The organism is Streptomyces sp. 4N509B, from assembly GCF_052245655.1.
Lineage (GTDB): Bacteria > Actinomycetota > Actinomycetes > Streptomycetales > Streptomycetaceae > Streptomyces.
In genome coordinates, this window is record NZ_JBQQBZ010000036.1 from 17,310 (window position 1) to 31,300 (window position 13,991).

The following is a 13,991-nucleotide window of genomic DNA, read 5'->3' on the forward strand; positions in this document are numbered from 1 at the left end:
TGGGGCGGCTAGAGGTAGAGGCCGGTGGAGCCGTCGGTGTCCTGGAGGCGCTCGGCGGCCACCGCGTGCAGGTCCCGCTCGCGCATCAGCACGTACGACACCCCGCGCACCTCGACCTCGGCACGGTCCTCGGGGTCGTAGAGCACGCGGTCGCCGGGCTCGACGGTGCGCACGTTCTGCCCCACGGCCACGACCTCGGCCCAGTCGAGGCGACGCCCGACCTGGGCCGTCGCGGGGATGACGATGCCACCGGAGGAGCGGCGCTCGCCCTCGGCGGTGTCGGCCCTGACCAGCACCCGGTCGTGCAGCATCCGGATGGGCAGCTTGTCGTGGGTGGGTTGCGAACTCACGTGACGACCGTATCTCAGGATCGGGCCAGCGGGGCTAGCGGATGGCTACAGCCCCGCGTGGCATGCCCCACGCGTGCCGCGCGCCGGCCGCGACCATCGGTCGCGACCATCGGCCGCGCTCCACGGCCGGCTACGACCGCCGCCGGCCGCAGCCACGGGACGAGGGGCGGGAGGAGGAACGGGAGGAGAGCACCAGCAGCCCGACGGCCGCCGCCGCCACGAGCGCGACCGGCACGACCCGCTCCAGCCGCACCGCGCCCTCGGGCGTCACGAACTGGTCGCGCACGCCGCCGGTCACCCGCTCCACCGTGCGGTCCCTGACCTCCATGGCCCGCGCGCGGGCGTCGCCCATGATCGTTCTCGGGTGGACCCGGACGGCGATCTCGTCCAGGGTCACGGCGAGGTCCTTACGCCGCCGGGCGATGCGTGCCTCGATCTCCTCTGGCGTCCTGGCTGCTTCCGCCACGCGTGGCCCCTCCGTCCGTTCGGTACCTCTGACCCGGCCGCCCGTCCCGCCCGCCGTGCGTGGCGTGCTCGGCGTGCCCGGCCCGTGCTTGCTCACCGCTCCACAGTCTGTCAGCTTCACGGGCGCGGCGCGTGTCGTATCCCCCGTTTAGGCTGGGTGCCGCATGACACCACCCGGAGGAGAGTCGAGGAGAGTCAGATGAGCACGACGCGCCTGGAGCCCGGTGACGAAGCACCCGCCTTCACCCTGCCCGACGCCGACGGCCGGCCGGTCTCCCTCGCCGACCACCGGGGCCGGAAGGTGATCGTGTACTTCTACCCGGCGGCGCTGACCCCGGGCTGCACGAAGCAGGCCTGTGACTTCACGGACAACCTGGCGGTGCTGGCCGGCGCCGGGTACGAGGTGATCGGTGTCTCGCCGGACAAGCCGGAGAAGCTGGCGAAGTTCCGCGAGAAGGAGAACCTGAAGGTCACGCTGGTCGGTGACACGGACAAGGCGGTGCTGACCGCGTACGGCGCCTTCGGCGAGAAGACGATGTACGGGAAGAAGGTCACGGGCGTCATCCGCTCGACGGTCATCGTCGACGAGGACGGCAGGGTCACGCAGGCCCTGTACAACGTGAAGGCGACCGGGCACGTGGCCAAGCTCATCCGCGACCTGGGCCTGTGAGCGCGAGCGCGGAAGGGGGCGGGCCGCTGATGTCCGACCGTAAGCCGATCGAGTCCTGGCTGACCGACATGGACGGCGTCCTCATCCACGAGGGCGTGCCCGTCCCGGGGGCGGACCGTTTCCTGAGGCGCCTGCGGGACTCGGGCAAGCCGTTCCTCGTCCTGACGAACAACTCGATCTACACCCGGCGGGACCTGCGGGCCCGCCTGGCGCGCATGGGCCTGGACGTGCCGGCGGAGGCGATCTGGACGTCGGCGCTGGCCACGGCGCAGTTCCTGCACGACCAGCGCCCCGGCGGCACGGCGTTCGTGATCGGCGAGTCGGGCCTGACGACGGCGCTGCACGAGGTCGGGTACGTCCTGTCCGACGTCGACCCGGACTACGTGGTGCTGGGCGAGACGCGGCAGTACAGCTTCGAGGCGTTGACGAAGGCGATCCGCCTGATCAACGGCGGCGCCCGTTTCATCGCCACGAACCCGGACCCGACGGGTCCGTCGACGGAGGGCGCCCTGCCGGCCACGGGTTCGGTCGCGGCGCTGCTGACGAAGGCCACGGGCCGGGACCCGTACTTCGTGGGCAAGCCGAACCCGCTGATGATGCGGACCGGGCTGAACCTGATCGGCGCGCACTCGGAGACGAGCGCGATGATCGGGGACCGGATGGACACGGACGTGCTGGCCGGGCTGGAGGCCGGCATGGAGACGTTCCTGGTGCTCACGGGGGTGACCCAGCGGGACGAGGTCGACCGGTACCCGTTCCGGCCGATCACGGTGGTCGACTCGATCGCGGACCTGGTCGACCTCGTGTGACGCTCGCCCGGGTCCGCGCCCGAGTCGGGGCCCGGGTCCGGGCCTGACCCGTCCGGGTGCGCTGCGCGTGCGGCGCACCCGGCGCGCGGCGACCTTGGGAGATACCGAACCGGAGATGTGCCCGGTGGTCTCCCGGAGGTCCGCTCATGAAGCCCCTGTTCGTCGCCGCCTGCGCCGCGTTCGTCGCCCTCACCGCCACGGCGGCGGCCGACGGCCCCGACACCGAGGTCGGCACGGCCCGTTCCGGCTCTGTGTCCGGCTCGGCGCCCGGCTCGGTCGAGGTGACGCCGACGAGCATCCATGCCGGCGACGAGGTGGAGGTGTGGGTCGAGGGCTGCGAGGACCGTCACGGCTTCGCCCGCTCCGAGGTCTTCGTCGTCGAGGTAACGCTCGCGCCGTCGCCGGACGGCACGGGTGGCCTGTTCGGCGAGGCCCGGGTGAGTTCGACGGCCGAGCCGGGCGAGTACCCCGTCGAGGTGTCGTGCGACGGCGAGGACGTGCGGTTCTCCGGCCGTCTCACGGTGGCGGCGGACGGCGGCGGGCACGGCACGGTGCCTGACCCCACCCACCACCCCACCTACCCGCCGACCCACCCCGCACCGCCCGCGCCCCCCGCCCAGCCCGAGCAGCCGGGACAGCCCGGTCAGCCGGGTCAGCCCGGTGGGCACGAGCCGCCGGCCGGCCCCGAGCAGCCCGGCGAGCACGGGAAGGGCGCGACGCCCGACGCCCCCGTCGAGGCGGGCGGCGGCGGCACGGCCACCGGGGAGAGCGCCAGCGACGCGGTGATGGGCGTCGGCCCGGCGGGGCTCGCGCTGGCCTCGGGCCTGCTGGTCTCCTCGGCGACGGCGCTGGCCGTACGGCGGCGTCGGGTGCGCCGGGCGCGGCGGCCGTGAGGGGGCGTCACGCGGCGTGGGTGGGCGGCTGGTCTCCTGGGTGACGTGGACGGTGCTGCTGCTGGGCCTGTGGGCGTGGGGCGTCCACCTCACCAGCGGCCAGCCGCCGGGCGGCGCTGACGACGTGCGCGGCGCCGGCGTCGGCGCCGGTGTGGGCGGCGGTGAGGTGACGGGCGAGGGCGCCACGGCGGCGCTCGCGAAGCCGCTGGCGGGCGACGCCGCGCCCGAGCGCCTCACGATCCCCGCCATCGGCGTGCGGGCCGAGGTGATGGCGCGCGGCATCGACGCGAACGGCGGCGTCGAGCCCCCGCCGTTCGACGCCCCGCAGGCCGTGGGCTGGTACGCCGACGGCCCGACGCCGGGCGCGTCGGGCGCCGCCGTCCTCGTCGGCCACGTCGACACCGCCACCGAGCCGGCCGTCTTCTACGACCTCGGCTCCCTCGAACCCGGCGACACCGTCCACGTCACCCGTTCCGACGGCAGCGAGGCCACGTTCGCCGTGGACGAGGTCGAGCTGATCGACCACGCCGACTTCGACGCCACGTACGTCTACGGCCCGCGCGAGCAGGGCGCGGCCGAGCTGCGCCTGATCACCTGCGGCGGCGACTACGACCAGGCCCGTGACGCGTACTCGGCGAACGTCGTCGTCTCCGCCCACCTCACGGGTGCCGTCGGGAGTGGCGGTGTTGGCGGGTGATCGCGTCAAGCGGAGAATGTTCCGTATGCCAGTTGAGCTGAACCACACGATCGTCGAAGCCCGGGACAAACGGGAGTCCGCCGAGTTCCTCGCGGGGATCCTCGGCCTGAAGACCGCCGCCCAGTGGGGCCCGTTCATCCCGGTCACGATGAGCAACGGCGTGGCCCTCGATTTCATGGACACACCCGACGACGAGATCTCGATCCAGCACTACGCGTTCCTCGTCTCGGAGGACGAGTTCACCGCGTCGTTCGCCCGCATCCAGGACGCCGGGATCACGTACTACGCCGACCCGTTCCTCCAGCAGCCGGGCAGGATCAACCACAACGACGGCGGCAGAGGGGTGTACTTCCAGGACCCGGCCGGCCACGTCATGGAGCTCATCACCCGGCCGTACGCCGGCCACGGCTGACCGAGCGCCCCGGCCACGCCCCTCGGCCCTGTCGGCTACGCCGTCAGGGCCACCGGCAGCACGTCCCGCGCCCGCTCGGCGAGCTCCCGCGCGGCCCGGTTCCGCCGATGCGGCCGAAGCAGCCCCACCATCGCCCGCATCCGCTCGTCCACCCGCCCCGACTGCACCTGCGGATACTCGTCGAGCGCGGCGTGCCAGGTCCCACAGGCGGCTTCGAGGTGCCCGACACGGAGCTGGTACTCGGCGAGGATGGTGCGCTTGCGCACCCGCGTGCGGCGGTAGACGTCGTAGCACAGCCGGTCGGACTCGGTCAGGGCCCTCACGGCACCGGGGAAATCGCCCAACTCCTGGTGGACGCGGCTGATGTGGTAGTGCAGCGCGGCCGGATCGTAGGAGCCGAACGCCGTCTCGCGGGACTCGGCGTTCTCCATGGCCCGCTCCGCTTCCCGCAGATGCCCCATCGCTCGCCCCCGGTCCCCGGTCTTCGCGGCGGCGTGCGCCTGCTGCCCGGCGAGGAAGGCCCGCATGCGCGGGCCGGCCTTCGGTGACGCGGCAGCGGCGGCGTCAGCCAGGCGCATGGCGTCCGCGCCGTGCCCGAGGTCCACCGCCTGAACGCTCATGCCGCGCAGCGTCGTGCAGTACGTGAGGTGGTCGTCGGCCGCGCCCGCGAGCTCCAGTGCCTTCAGGTAGTACTGCTGGGCCAGGCCGTTGAGCCCTTCGTCGACCGCCATGTATCCCGCGAGATAGCACAAGTCGGAGGCCGCTGACAGCATCGCCCTCCGTACCGCGTCCGGGCCGTCGGCCCTGAGGTACGGCGCCACGGTGTTCACGAGGAACGAGGCCGCCATGGGACGTGCGTGACGGCCGCCGAACTGGTCGTCGAGTTCGGAGATGCGCTCGGTCATGGCGATGACCGTCTCCACATCCCCCATGCCGATCCGCCGGCCACGCCCCGTCCGAACGGCCTCCATACGCCCCACCACGTCGGGCCAGTCGGGCACCGTGAGGGCGACCGAGAACAGGCTCACTCCGAGAACACCACGGCGCGACGGGTCCATGTCGTCCCTCCCGAGGTCGAGCAACCCTTCCACCGTACTCGGACGGGCGTTCGACGCGGTCGAGACGGGAGGAAAACCGGCCTCGGCCTGGGAGATCGGCCGGCCGAGCCTGCGGGCGATCGCCTCGGCGACCAAGGGCCTGACCGGCGCTCTCGGCAGATTGCCGTGAATCCATTCGTAGGCCGAACACTCGCGGTATCGCAGCGGAATACCCTCCTCCGCGCCGAGGCGGTTCACCGCTTGGACGAACTGCCGGAGCGTCCAGCCGGTTTCCTGGTACAGCCGCCGCAGTGCCTCGTTCGGCTCGCGCTCTCGCTTGGCCAACAGACCCTCAACTCCTCGGGTGTCAAAGTCTCCAAAACACCGGGGTTTTCGCCACCGTACCCGAACGCGTTGACCGCGCCGTTACCTGAGAAAAGGGAAGTGGGGTCCCGCCACCCAGCCACGGAAGTCGGGACCCCAGTCAACGCGACAACGGAGCGTCAACATGGGGCATCGTAGCCCGCACCTCCCGACCCGTCGAACGACACCGAGTGCCGAACAGACCGAGCCACGCGAGGACCCCCCACCCCGGTCCGAACAACAGGAGAACGAAGACCCCAGCCTTTCCGAACTGCTGCGCGAAAGGGTCAGGGCAGCGAATGCGCAGAGTGAGGCCAACGCGCGGGCAAAAGGCGGTGGTTGGCTGTGACCCACACGATTCTGAGGGGCGCGCGTTGGGAATTGAGCGCCGAACGAACGCCCCAGGCGCCGGAAAGGTACTACGGGGTGGCGTGCGTCGCGTGCGGCGCCCATTCTCCGTGGTCGCAGAACGACCACCGCCCGGTCGCCCTCTGGGCCATCGGCCACCGCGAGGACAACGGCCCCGAGCACGGCCGGTTTCTGGCCACGACCCAGCGCCACTGGAGCGTCGAGCCCGTTCCCGTGGCCGTGACGGTCCCCGTGGCGCCGGGCCGGCCACGCCCGTCCCGCGCGCCTGCCGCTCACGCGCGCACGCGCCGCCGCGTCCCGTGGACGCACCGTGTCCTGACCTGGGCTGGACGCGTATTCGACCGACGCAAGGGGTGTAAGCGAACGGCCGCCATGTGACACCGTGGACGCGCACACCCCCACGGAGACGAAGGGTTCGCGGTGACGAATCCAGCCGACAACGCCCCTGCGACCGACTGCCCAGGCCCCCACCCGCAGTGCCACGCCTGCGGCGGCCAACGCGTGGAGTACCGCGAGACGCTGTACCTGCCCGCCTCGGGCCGGGCCCACGGCGTCGCCGCCGCACACGCGTGCTGGCACTGCAAGGGACAGGGCTCCCTCTGCCGCGCCCTCATACGGTGCGTGCCGCCCCACGAGTGAGCTGCCGACCGGGCGGCGCGTGCAGGCGGCCGGTCACGGCTCGTGGTCGGCCTGCTCACGCATGGCGCGGGCCGCCGCCAACGCGGCCGTCACCTGCTCGCGCACGCCCTCCTCGACGTCGTCCCGGGCCATCCCCCGCAACACGTCGAGCATCGGCTCGTCGCGATACCACCAGAACGCCACCGTCCACGCGGCCCCGGCCCGCACGGTGCCGCTCGGGTCCTCCCGCATCCGCTGCTTCAGCAGCTCGGCGCCCTCAGCGTCATCCGAGGCGACGACCCAGGACCGCAGGGCGTTGAGCCGCAGCTCGGCATCGGGGTCGTTGACGGCACGCTCCCGAAGCAGTCGGCGCGTCTCCTCCGGCCAGCGCCGAAGCAGCCACTCCAAAGCCTTCGCACGCGGCTCCGGATCCGGATCAACCACCGCACGCCGTTCAAGCAACTCCCGCACTCCATCCGGCCACCGTGCAGCCAACCCTTCCAACGCCGCAGCACGCGGACCCGGATCCGGATCACCCACCGCACGCTCCTCCAACAACACCCGTACCTCGCCACCCCGACGCCTAGCCAACAAGCCCAACGCCGCAGCACGCGGACCGGGATCCGGATCACCCACCGCACGCTCCTCAAGCAGTTCCCCCACCTCATACAGCCACGCAGCCAACCCTTCCAACGCCGCAGCACGCGGACCCGGCTCCGGATCACCCACCGCACGCTCCTCCAACAACACCCGCACCTCGCCACCCCAACGCAAAGCCAACAAGCCCAACGCCGCAGCACGCGGACCCGGCTCCGGATCACCCACCGCACGCTCCTCCAACAACACCCGCTCCTCACCACCCGAAGTATCAGTCCACATGTCCAACATCGCAGCTTCCTCAGGCGACAGTGACAGCCCTTCACGCAAATGCTCCGTCAACCAGCGCAGCGCCGCCTCACGCACGCCTGGCCCCAGATCGCCCTCCCCACCCTCCTCAAACACCTGAGCAATCCCCTTGCCCCAACGTTCAGCCAGCAACCGCAATGCGAGTCCCCGCGCTGACGTTGTGGGGGCGTGAACGACCAACGCAGTCAGTGTTCCCCGTTTGTGGTACAAGATGGTCGCGAGCTCGGCCATGGCCAAGTGAGGTAGGCGAGAAACGAAGTGTCCGTGGAGGTGAAACCAGCGGAGGAGGCGACGCCGCCCCACCCAGTGGTTACTGAACGTCGCAAGTGCTGGCGCTACCTCCGAGGAAACCCAAGCCGACGGTTCGCGTCTGTGAGTGAGATGGTGGGTCAATGCGTCGATGATGTTCTCGCTCTCGCGGGTGAGTGCTCCGATCTTCCGAACCTCCGCCAGCGCCCTGATCGCCAGCACGAGCATCACCTGGTCGCTACGGCTCCGATGAAGATCGACAAGGTGGTCGATGGCCAAAGCGGCATCGCGCGGACTGAGCTGGCCAATGATCAGCAGCAGCACCTCGTGCCAGGCCGGGTCCGTCGCGCGGTGGCCGAACACGTCGTGAACGAGTTCCTCGGGGGTCCATTCGCGCTCGTCCTTGAAGCGGTGGACGATGTCCGAGGCGGCCAGGTACTCCAGGAACGTCCGGTGGACGAATCCGTAGACGCCACCCCCGTAGTGGCTGAGGATGAAGTTCCGCTCCCGCAATTGCTGAACCATCGCCCTGGCGGCGGCCTGAACGCGGAGCGGCGGCAGGTCGTACTGCCGGAAGTAGTCGCGGAGGACGTCCTCCAGTTCCTTCGCGTGAATATGATTCCCGGCGATGCCGTCCTCGCCGTTCTGCATGCGCCGGGCCAGCAGGCGCAGCAGTTCCAGCCGGTCTGCCGCGTCGAGGTGGTCCAGCACCTCCCGCACATCGGGACCGCCTGCCGCCCGCAGGTGCTTGGCGTCCCGGTCCCAGTGGGCGACGAGCACGGTCACCGCGTGCTCGTAGACGCCCTGCCGGTCCCGGGGCAGCGTTTGGCGGCGGCCGATGATCGCGAGGATGGTCAGCAGCAGCGGGTTTCCCGCGAGTTCGCGGACCGAGCGTGAGGTGGTGACCGCGTCCGTGATGCGACGGACCAGGATCTCGGCGAGTTCGGCGTTGCCCGGGCACGCGTTGGCGTACCAGCGTTGCGCGAACTCGCCGATCTGCTTCTCGGTCAGGTCCTGGAGCATGTAGTGGCCGAACTCGGCGCCGGCCAGCACCCCACGCTGGTAGCCGATCTGTCGGGAGGTGACCACGACTCGGACGCCGGGGTACTTGCAGGCGAAGGCGGCGACGCGGTGGGCGACCCGGTTGCGGACCTGCGGGTCGAACAGCTCGTCCAGGCCGTCGAAGATGACCAGAGCCCGGCCCTCTGCGAGGAGAGGCGCCAGGACGCGGCCCGGTACCGACAGTCCCTCCGTCTCGTGCAGGTGCTCAAGGAAGCGCTCGAACGTCGCCTCCCGCCACTCCGCCTGGGCGTAGCGGCGCAGCTCGACGACGAGCGGGAGGCGGCCCCGGAGTGCTTCCGGTACCCCGTCGTGGATGGCCCCGGTCAGGGTCAGCGCCAGGTAGCGGGCGAGCGTCGACTTGCCGGCGCCCGGGTCGCCGAGGAGCACCAAGCGGGGGCGTTGCTCGTCGCCGAGGACGTCGAGGACGGGCTCCACCGGCCGTTGGGTCGCGTCGCGGGCGCGTTCGAGCTGTTCGGCGTCGACGCCCGGCGGGAGGGTGCCGTCCAGGGGGAGTTCGCCGCGTTCGGCCAGGCGTCGTTCGAGTTCCTTCGGCAGGGCGACAGGTGGCGGGTCCGCCCGGACGCCGGGGGCGACGAAGACCTCCTTCAGCTCGACGACGTCGTGTTCGCCCTGGTCGGACAGGGGTGTCAGCACCTCGATGTCGAGGCGGCCGTACGCCTCCCGCACGCGGCGGGCGTAGGCCCGCAGCGCTTCCGCCGCCTGCTCGGGGGTGACGGCGGTTGGTTCGTTCGCGGCCTGGATGACGAGGACGAGCTGTTCGACGTTCATCACGCCGCTGTTGGCGAACCCGCCCTCGCTCGCGTCGGCGTCGCCGGTCCGCTGTGCCGTGATCCGTTTTCGGTCGAACGCCATGTCTCCGCCCCCGCCTACGTCAGGTCGATGCCGCTGTTGGCGTCGCTGCCCTGGCCGTCCGCCCGCGCGTCGCCGCTGTGCGTGACGTGGGCCCGGGTGGGCGGGCTGGCGCCCGGGGCTCTGATCCCGGTGTTGGCCCGCCCACCGTCCGTGGCCGTGGCGTTGCCGGTGCGGCGCACGCCCAACGACGGGGAACCTCCGCCACCGCCGAGCAGGGCGAACGCCAGCCCGCCGACCCCCACGACGGCTCCGACGACGCTCGCGATCCAGCCGGCCGTCTCCAGGTCGGCGACGACCCACGTGACGGCCATCGCGCCTAACAGAACGATCGACCCGGCGATGACGGCGATCCTGGCCCAGCCACTCCTCATGTCGCTCATTGTTCCCGGCCGGACACGCCCACGGGGCCCGTTCACCTCATCCGGTCGTCATCCGGTCGCCGTCGTCGTCACGGTGCCGCGACGGGCCGGCACGACCAGCGCGAGCAGCACAAGCAGGGCGAGGGCGACGAGCGCGGCGCTCGCCGTCATCGGGCCGACGTCGCCCAGCGTCGTGTCGAGGGTGGCGCCGGCGGTGAGGGGGCCGACGACGGCTCCGACGTTGAGGGCGGCGGTCGCGTAGGAGCCGGCCATGGTGGGGGCGTCGGCCGCCTCGTAGAGGACGCGCGTGATCAGCGTGGCGCCCACCGCGAAGGACAGCGCGCCCTGGGCGAAGGTGAGGGCGAGGAGGACGGCCGGGTGTTCGGCGAACACGGCCATCGCGATCCAGCCGACCAGCAGCGGCGGGCCGCCGGCCGCCACGACCAGGCCGGGACGCCGGTCGGCCAGCCGTCCGGCGGCGGTGATGCCGACGAACGAGCCGAGGCCGAAGAGGACCAGCGCGACGGAGACCCACAGCTCGTCGAGCCCGGCGGTGTCGGTCACGACGGGGGCGAGGAAAGTGAAGCTGCCGAAGGTCGCGGCGTTCACCAGGGCGCCGAGCAGCATGGCGAGGAGGAGGCGGGGGCGCCTGAGCTGGGCGAGTTCGGGCAGGAGGGCGGTGCCGCGTCCCGCCTCGGTCGCGACGACGGAAGAGCGGGCCGGGGCGGCGGAGGCGCGGGCCGGGATGCCTCGGAGGACGCCGACCGCCGCCGGCAGGCAGAGGACGGCGACGGCCCAGAACGTGGCGCGCCAGCCCAGCAGCGTGCCGAGGACGGAGCCGCCGGGCACGCCGACGACCGTGGCGACGGTCGTGCCGGACAGCAGCACGGCGAGGGCGCGTCCCTTCCGGTCGGACGGGACGAGGGTGGCCGCGGTCGTCAGGGCGACGGCGAGGAAGCCGGCGTTGGCGACGGCCGCGAGGACGCGGGTCGCGAACAGGACGGGGAAGCTCGTCGTGACGGCGCCCGCGACGTGGGCCGCCAGGAAGACGAGGAGGAAGGCGAGGAGGCTGGAACGCGGCGGCCAGGTGCGGGCGAGGGCGGCCATCAGCGGGGCGCCGACGACCATGCCGAGCGCGAAGGCCGAGGTGAGGGTGCCGGCCGTGCCGACGGTGACGCCGAGGTCGGCGGCGATGTCCGGCAGCAGGCCGGCGAGCATGAACTCCGAGGTGCCCATGGCGAAGACCGCCACGGCGAGCAGGTAGAGGGGGAGCGGGAGAGGCATCGAGTGGCTCCGGGGTGAGGAGAAAGACGGGGGAAGTCATCTCGTCACCGCGGTCAGCACCCCGGGAGAACCGGAGAAGAGGCCCGGGAGCGCACCCGGCAGGCCGCGCGGCGCGGCGGGGTGCGGCACGAACGGAGTCAGTGGTGTCGGGGGCTGACGGCGGGACCGGCAACCCCCACCCTGGACGCCTCGGGGCTCGACATGGCCGGCACGGTACACGCCCGGGCAGGCGTGACGCACCTGGTTTCGGGCGCGGTGGCGCCGCGACGTCCCTCGCTGGGCGCTAGGCCGTGTCCTTCGGCTGTGCGGCGGCCTGCCAGTAGTCGAGGCTGGTGCGCGTCCGTTGTGTGGAGGGGTGATCGGGGCCGAGGACGCGTTCGTGGTCGGCGAGGACCGTCACGAGCTCGGCGGCGGCGCCGGGCGCGTCGCCCGCGTGGCCGCGCCAGCGGGCGGCCTCGTGGCGGGTGACCAGGGTGTCGGGGTGGTCGGGGCCCTGGACGCGCACGCGGTCGGGGAGGAGCGCGGCGAAGGCGGCGGCGGCGCCCGCCGCGTCGCCGGCCCGGCCGCGCCAGTGGGCGAGGTTGTGGCGGGTGGTCAACGTGTGGGGGTGGTCGGCGCCCAGGACCCGCTCGCGGTCGGCGAGGAGGTGGGTCAGCGCGGCGAGGGCGCCGTCCACGTCGCCCGACTGGGCACGCCACCGTATGAGGCTGCTGCGGGCCTTGAGGGTCTCGGGGTGGTCGGGTCCGTGGAGGTACTCCCGGGTGGCGAGCAGTTCGGCGAAGGCGTCGACGGCTCTGGTGACGTCGCCGGCCACGCCACGGTAGTGGGCGAGGTTGTGGCGCACGGTGAGGGTGTCGGGGTGGTCGGCGCCCAGGATTCGTTCCTTGTCGGCGAGGACCTCGGCGAGGGCGGCGACGGCGCCGACGGCGTCGCCGGCCCGGCCGCGTCGGTAGGCAAGTTCGTGACGGGTGGTCAAGGTGTCGGGGTGGTCGGGGCCCAGCACGCGCACCCGGTCAACGAGAAGTTCGGCGAAGGCGTCGGCGGCGCCCGGTTCGCCGGCCTCGCCTCGGTAGTAGGCGAGGTTGTGGCGGGCGGAGAGGGTGGTGGTGTGGTCGGGGCCGAGGCGGCCGTGGGCGGTGTCCGCGAGCCGGCGGAAGTGGGCGACGGCGGCCGTGACCTGGCCACTCTCGCCGAGCCGGGTGCCGATGCGAAAGAGGACGGAATGGGTGCCCGGCCGCCAGAGGGCGTCCTCGGCGTGGTGGGCGAGGGCCATCGCGTTGGCGCGCAGCGCGCGGGCGAGGTCGGTGTCGCGGTCGATCGCGGGCCAGGCGGCCATGAGTGCGTCGGCGGCGGTGCGGGCGAGGGCGTCGTGCGCGGCGCGCGGCATGGCGTCGCGAACGGTGCGCTGGATGAGCTGGTGGACGCGGACGGCCTGGTGGGAGACGTCGGGCTGGTGGTCGACGAGGCTCAGACGGTGGAGGGCGCGGAGGGCACCGACGGCCTGGGGCTCGGTCACGGGGCGGTCCGGGGCGCCCAGGACGCCGGCCGGGACGCCGGCCGCCAGGTGGGCCAGGGCGGGTGGGCTGGTCAGCACGGCGGCGGGGATGCCGTTGGCGTCGAGCATGGCGGCGAGTTGGAGCATGGGGCGGGCCAGGCCGGCCGGGCGGAGCTGGTCGGCGCGGTCGACCGACAGGGACCAGGCGGCGGCGACGGTGGCGCTCTGGTCGTCGGGCAGGGCGGCGGGGTCGGGCAGCAGGTCGGCCAGGCGGCTGGTCTGGTCGGCGAGGAGGCGGCGGTAGGTGGCGCAGTCGAGTGCCGCGTCGACGAGGTACGCGGCGGCCTGGGAGAGGGCCAGCGGCAGGTGGCCCAGGGCGGTGGCGAGGGCGGCGAGCTCCTCGGGCGGCTCGTGGCGGCCGTGGGCGGTGAGGGCTCCCGCGAGGTAGGCCGTCGCCTCGGACGGGGTGAACAGGCCGACGTCCACCAGCCGCCGCCCCTCCCCCACCAGTGCGGCGTCGCGGCGCCGCGTGGTGGCCAGGGTGCGGCCGTCGGGGTGGGCGGGGGGCCACAGGCCGCGCAGGTCGGCGGGGTCGGCGACGTCGTCGAGCACCACGAGCCAGCGGGGCGGCGTGTGGTCGGGCGTCGGTTTGGGTTCGAGCCATGCCAGGAACGCCCGTGCCGCGCGCTCGGGGTCGCGCGGGTCCGCGCGCAGCACCTCGACGCCGGCCTGCGCGTACCCGGCGACGACGGCGGCGCGGCTGGCGGCGGTGATCCACACCAGCAGGTCGACGGCGCCGGTCCGCAGGGCGGTGCGGGCGTAGTCGGCGGCGAGCTGTGTCTTGCCGACGCCTCCTCCGCCGGCCAGGACCTGGCCGAGCACGGCCGTGCCGCCGCCGGCGACGGCCTCGCGGACCTCGTTGACCAGGGCCCGGTGCTGGAACGCGCGGGCGCGGGGCGGGATGACGCCGACCTGGTGCGGCCAGGAGACGGCGGTCGGGCCGTGGCGTGGGGTCGCGGGCGGGAGGATCACCTGCTCGGCGTGGCCGACGGCGACGCTGTGGTGTTCGGCGTGCGCGTG

14 protein-coding genes are annotated in these 13,991 nt (G+C 72.9%); 7 read left to right on the forward strand and 7 right to left on the reverse strand.

Going from position 1 to position 13,991, the window contains the following annotated elements; all coding sequences use genetic code 11:
* Window positions 1-8 precede the first annotated feature (8 nt).
* Window positions 9-311 (reverse strand): GroES family chaperonin, encoded by a 303-nt coding sequence (locus tag ACTWP5_RS25985; protein ID WP_443223603.1) that lies wholly within the window; start codon window positions 309-311, stop codon window positions 9-11.
* 169 nt (window positions 312-480) lie between these two features.
* Entirely contained in the window at window positions 481-816 is a 336-nt protein-coding gene (locus ACTWP5_RS25990; RefSeq protein ID WP_443223551.1) for a DUF3618 domain-containing protein, read from the reverse strand.
* Window positions 817-1,014: 198 nt separating this feature from the next.
* Between ACTWP5_RS25990 and bcp the strand changes: the two genes are divergently transcribed.
* From bcp to ACTWP5_RS26015, 5 genes are all read left to right on the forward strand, one after another.
* Window positions 1,015-1,485 (forward strand): thioredoxin-dependent thiol peroxidase, encoded by a 471-nt coding sequence (gene bcp, locus ACTWP5_RS25995; RefSeq protein ID WP_443223552.1) that lies wholly within the window; start codon window positions 1,015-1,017, stop codon window positions 1,483-1,485.
* A gap of 29 nt (window positions 1,486-1,514) precedes the next feature.
* Complete coding sequence (locus ACTWP5_RS26000; protein WP_443223553.1) at window positions 1,515-2,294, forward strand: HAD-IIA family hydrolase; 780 nt, start codon at window positions 1,515-1,517, stop codon at window positions 2,292-2,294.
* Between the two features lie 146 nt (window positions 2,295-2,440).
* Window positions 2,441-3,187, forward strand: a complete 747-nt coding sequence (locus ACTWP5_RS26005; RefSeq protein WP_443223554.1) for a hypothetical protein — start codon at window positions 2,441-2,443, stop codon at window positions 3,185-3,187.
* Window positions 3,188-3,203: 16 nt separating this feature from the next.
* Entirely contained in the window at window positions 3,204-3,884 is a 681-nt protein-coding gene (locus ACTWP5_RS26010) for a class F sortase (protein WP_443223555.1), read from the forward strand.
* 25 nt (window positions 3,885-3,909) lie between these two features.
* Window positions 3,910-4,296: a VOC family protein gene (locus tag ACTWP5_RS26015; protein ID WP_443223556.1), complete on the forward strand. Its 387-nt coding sequence runs from the start codon at window positions 3,910-3,912 to the stop codon at window positions 4,294-4,296.
* 35 nt (window positions 4,297-4,331) lie between these two features.
* Here ACTWP5_RS26015 and ACTWP5_RS26020 read toward each other — a convergent pair whose 3' ends face one another.
* Window positions 4,332-5,678, reverse strand: a complete 1,347-nt coding sequence (locus tag ACTWP5_RS26020) for a tetratricopeptide repeat protein (protein WP_443223557.1) — start codon at window positions 5,676-5,678, stop codon at window positions 4,332-4,334.
* A gap of 363 nt (window positions 5,679-6,041) precedes the next feature.
* On the opposite strand from ACTWP5_RS26020, the gene ACTWP5_RS26025 reads away from it, so the two are divergent.
* Window positions 6,042-6,443, forward strand: a complete 402-nt coding sequence (locus ACTWP5_RS26025; protein ID WP_443223558.1) for a DUF7848 domain-containing protein — start codon at window positions 6,042-6,044, stop codon at window positions 6,441-6,443.
* A gap of 42 nt (window positions 6,444-6,485) precedes the next feature.
* Complete coding sequence (locus ACTWP5_RS26030; protein WP_443223559.1) at window positions 6,486-6,704, forward strand: hypothetical protein; 219 nt, start codon at window positions 6,486-6,488, stop codon at window positions 6,702-6,704.
* A 33-nt stretch (window positions 6,705-6,737) separates the two neighbouring features.
* Here the strand turns inward: ACTWP5_RS26030 and ACTWP5_RS26035 are convergent, their stop codons facing one another.
* The 4 genes from ACTWP5_RS26035 to fxsT all read right to left on the reverse strand — a co-directional run bounded on the left by ACTWP5_RS26035 (window position 6,738) and on the right by fxsT (window position 13,943).
* Window positions 6,738-9,773, reverse strand: coding sequence for an NACHT domain-containing protein (locus ACTWP5_RS26035; protein WP_443223560.1), 3,036 nt, complete (start codon window positions 9,771-9,773; stop codon window positions 6,738-6,740).
* 14 nt (window positions 9,774-9,787) lie between these two features.
* On the reverse strand, window positions 9,788-10,144 hold the full coding sequence (locus ACTWP5_RS26040; protein WP_443223561.1) for a hypothetical protein: 357 nt from the start codon (window positions 10,142-10,144) through the stop codon (window positions 9,788-9,790).
* Between the two features lie 57 nt (window positions 10,145-10,201).
* Window positions 10,202-11,416: a Cmx/CmrA family chloramphenicol efflux MFS transporter gene (locus ACTWP5_RS26045; RefSeq protein ID WP_443223562.1), complete on the reverse strand. Its 1,215-nt coding sequence runs from the start codon at window positions 11,414-11,416 to the stop codon at window positions 10,202-10,204.
* 283 nt (window positions 11,417-11,699) lie between these two features.
* Window positions 11,700-13,943 (reverse strand): FxSxx-COOH system tetratricopeptide repeat protein, encoded by a 2,244-nt coding sequence (fxsT, locus tag ACTWP5_RS26050; RefSeq protein ID WP_443223563.1) that lies wholly within the window; start codon window positions 13,941-13,943, stop codon window positions 11,700-11,702.
* Window positions 13,944-13,991: the final 48 nt, after the last annotated feature.

Coding starts and splice junctions, on each gene's coding strand:
- ACTWP5_RS25985 (WP_443223603.1), bottom strand. CDS start 311: ATGCTGCACGACCGGGTGCTGGTCAGGGCCGACACCGCCGAGGGCGAG.
- bcp (WP_443223552.1), top strand. CDS start 1,015: ATGAGCACGACGCGCCTGGAGCCCGGTGACGAAGCACCCGCCTTCACC.
- ACTWP5_RS26000 (WP_443223553.1), top strand. CDS start 1,515: ATGTCCGACCGTAAGCCGATCGAGTCCTGGCTGACCGACATGGACGGC.
- ACTWP5_RS26005 (WP_443223554.1), top strand. CDS start 2,441: ATGAAGCCCCTGTTCGTCGCCGCCTGCGCCGCGTTCGTCGCCCTCACC.
- ACTWP5_RS26015 (WP_443223556.1), top strand. CDS start 3,910: ATGCCAGTTGAGCTGAACCACACGATCGTCGAAGCCCGGGACAAACGG.
- ACTWP5_RS26035 (WP_443223560.1), bottom strand. CDS start 9,773: ATGGCGTTCGACCGAAAACGGATCACGGCACAGCGGACCGGCGACGCC.
- ACTWP5_RS26040 (WP_443223561.1), bottom strand. CDS start 10,144: ATGAGGAGTGGCTGGGCCAGGATCGCCGTCATCGCCGGGTCGATCGTT.
- ACTWP5_RS26045 (WP_443223562.1), bottom strand. CDS start 11,416: ATGCCTCTCCCGCTCCCCCTCTACCTGCTCGCCGTGGCGGTCTTCGCC.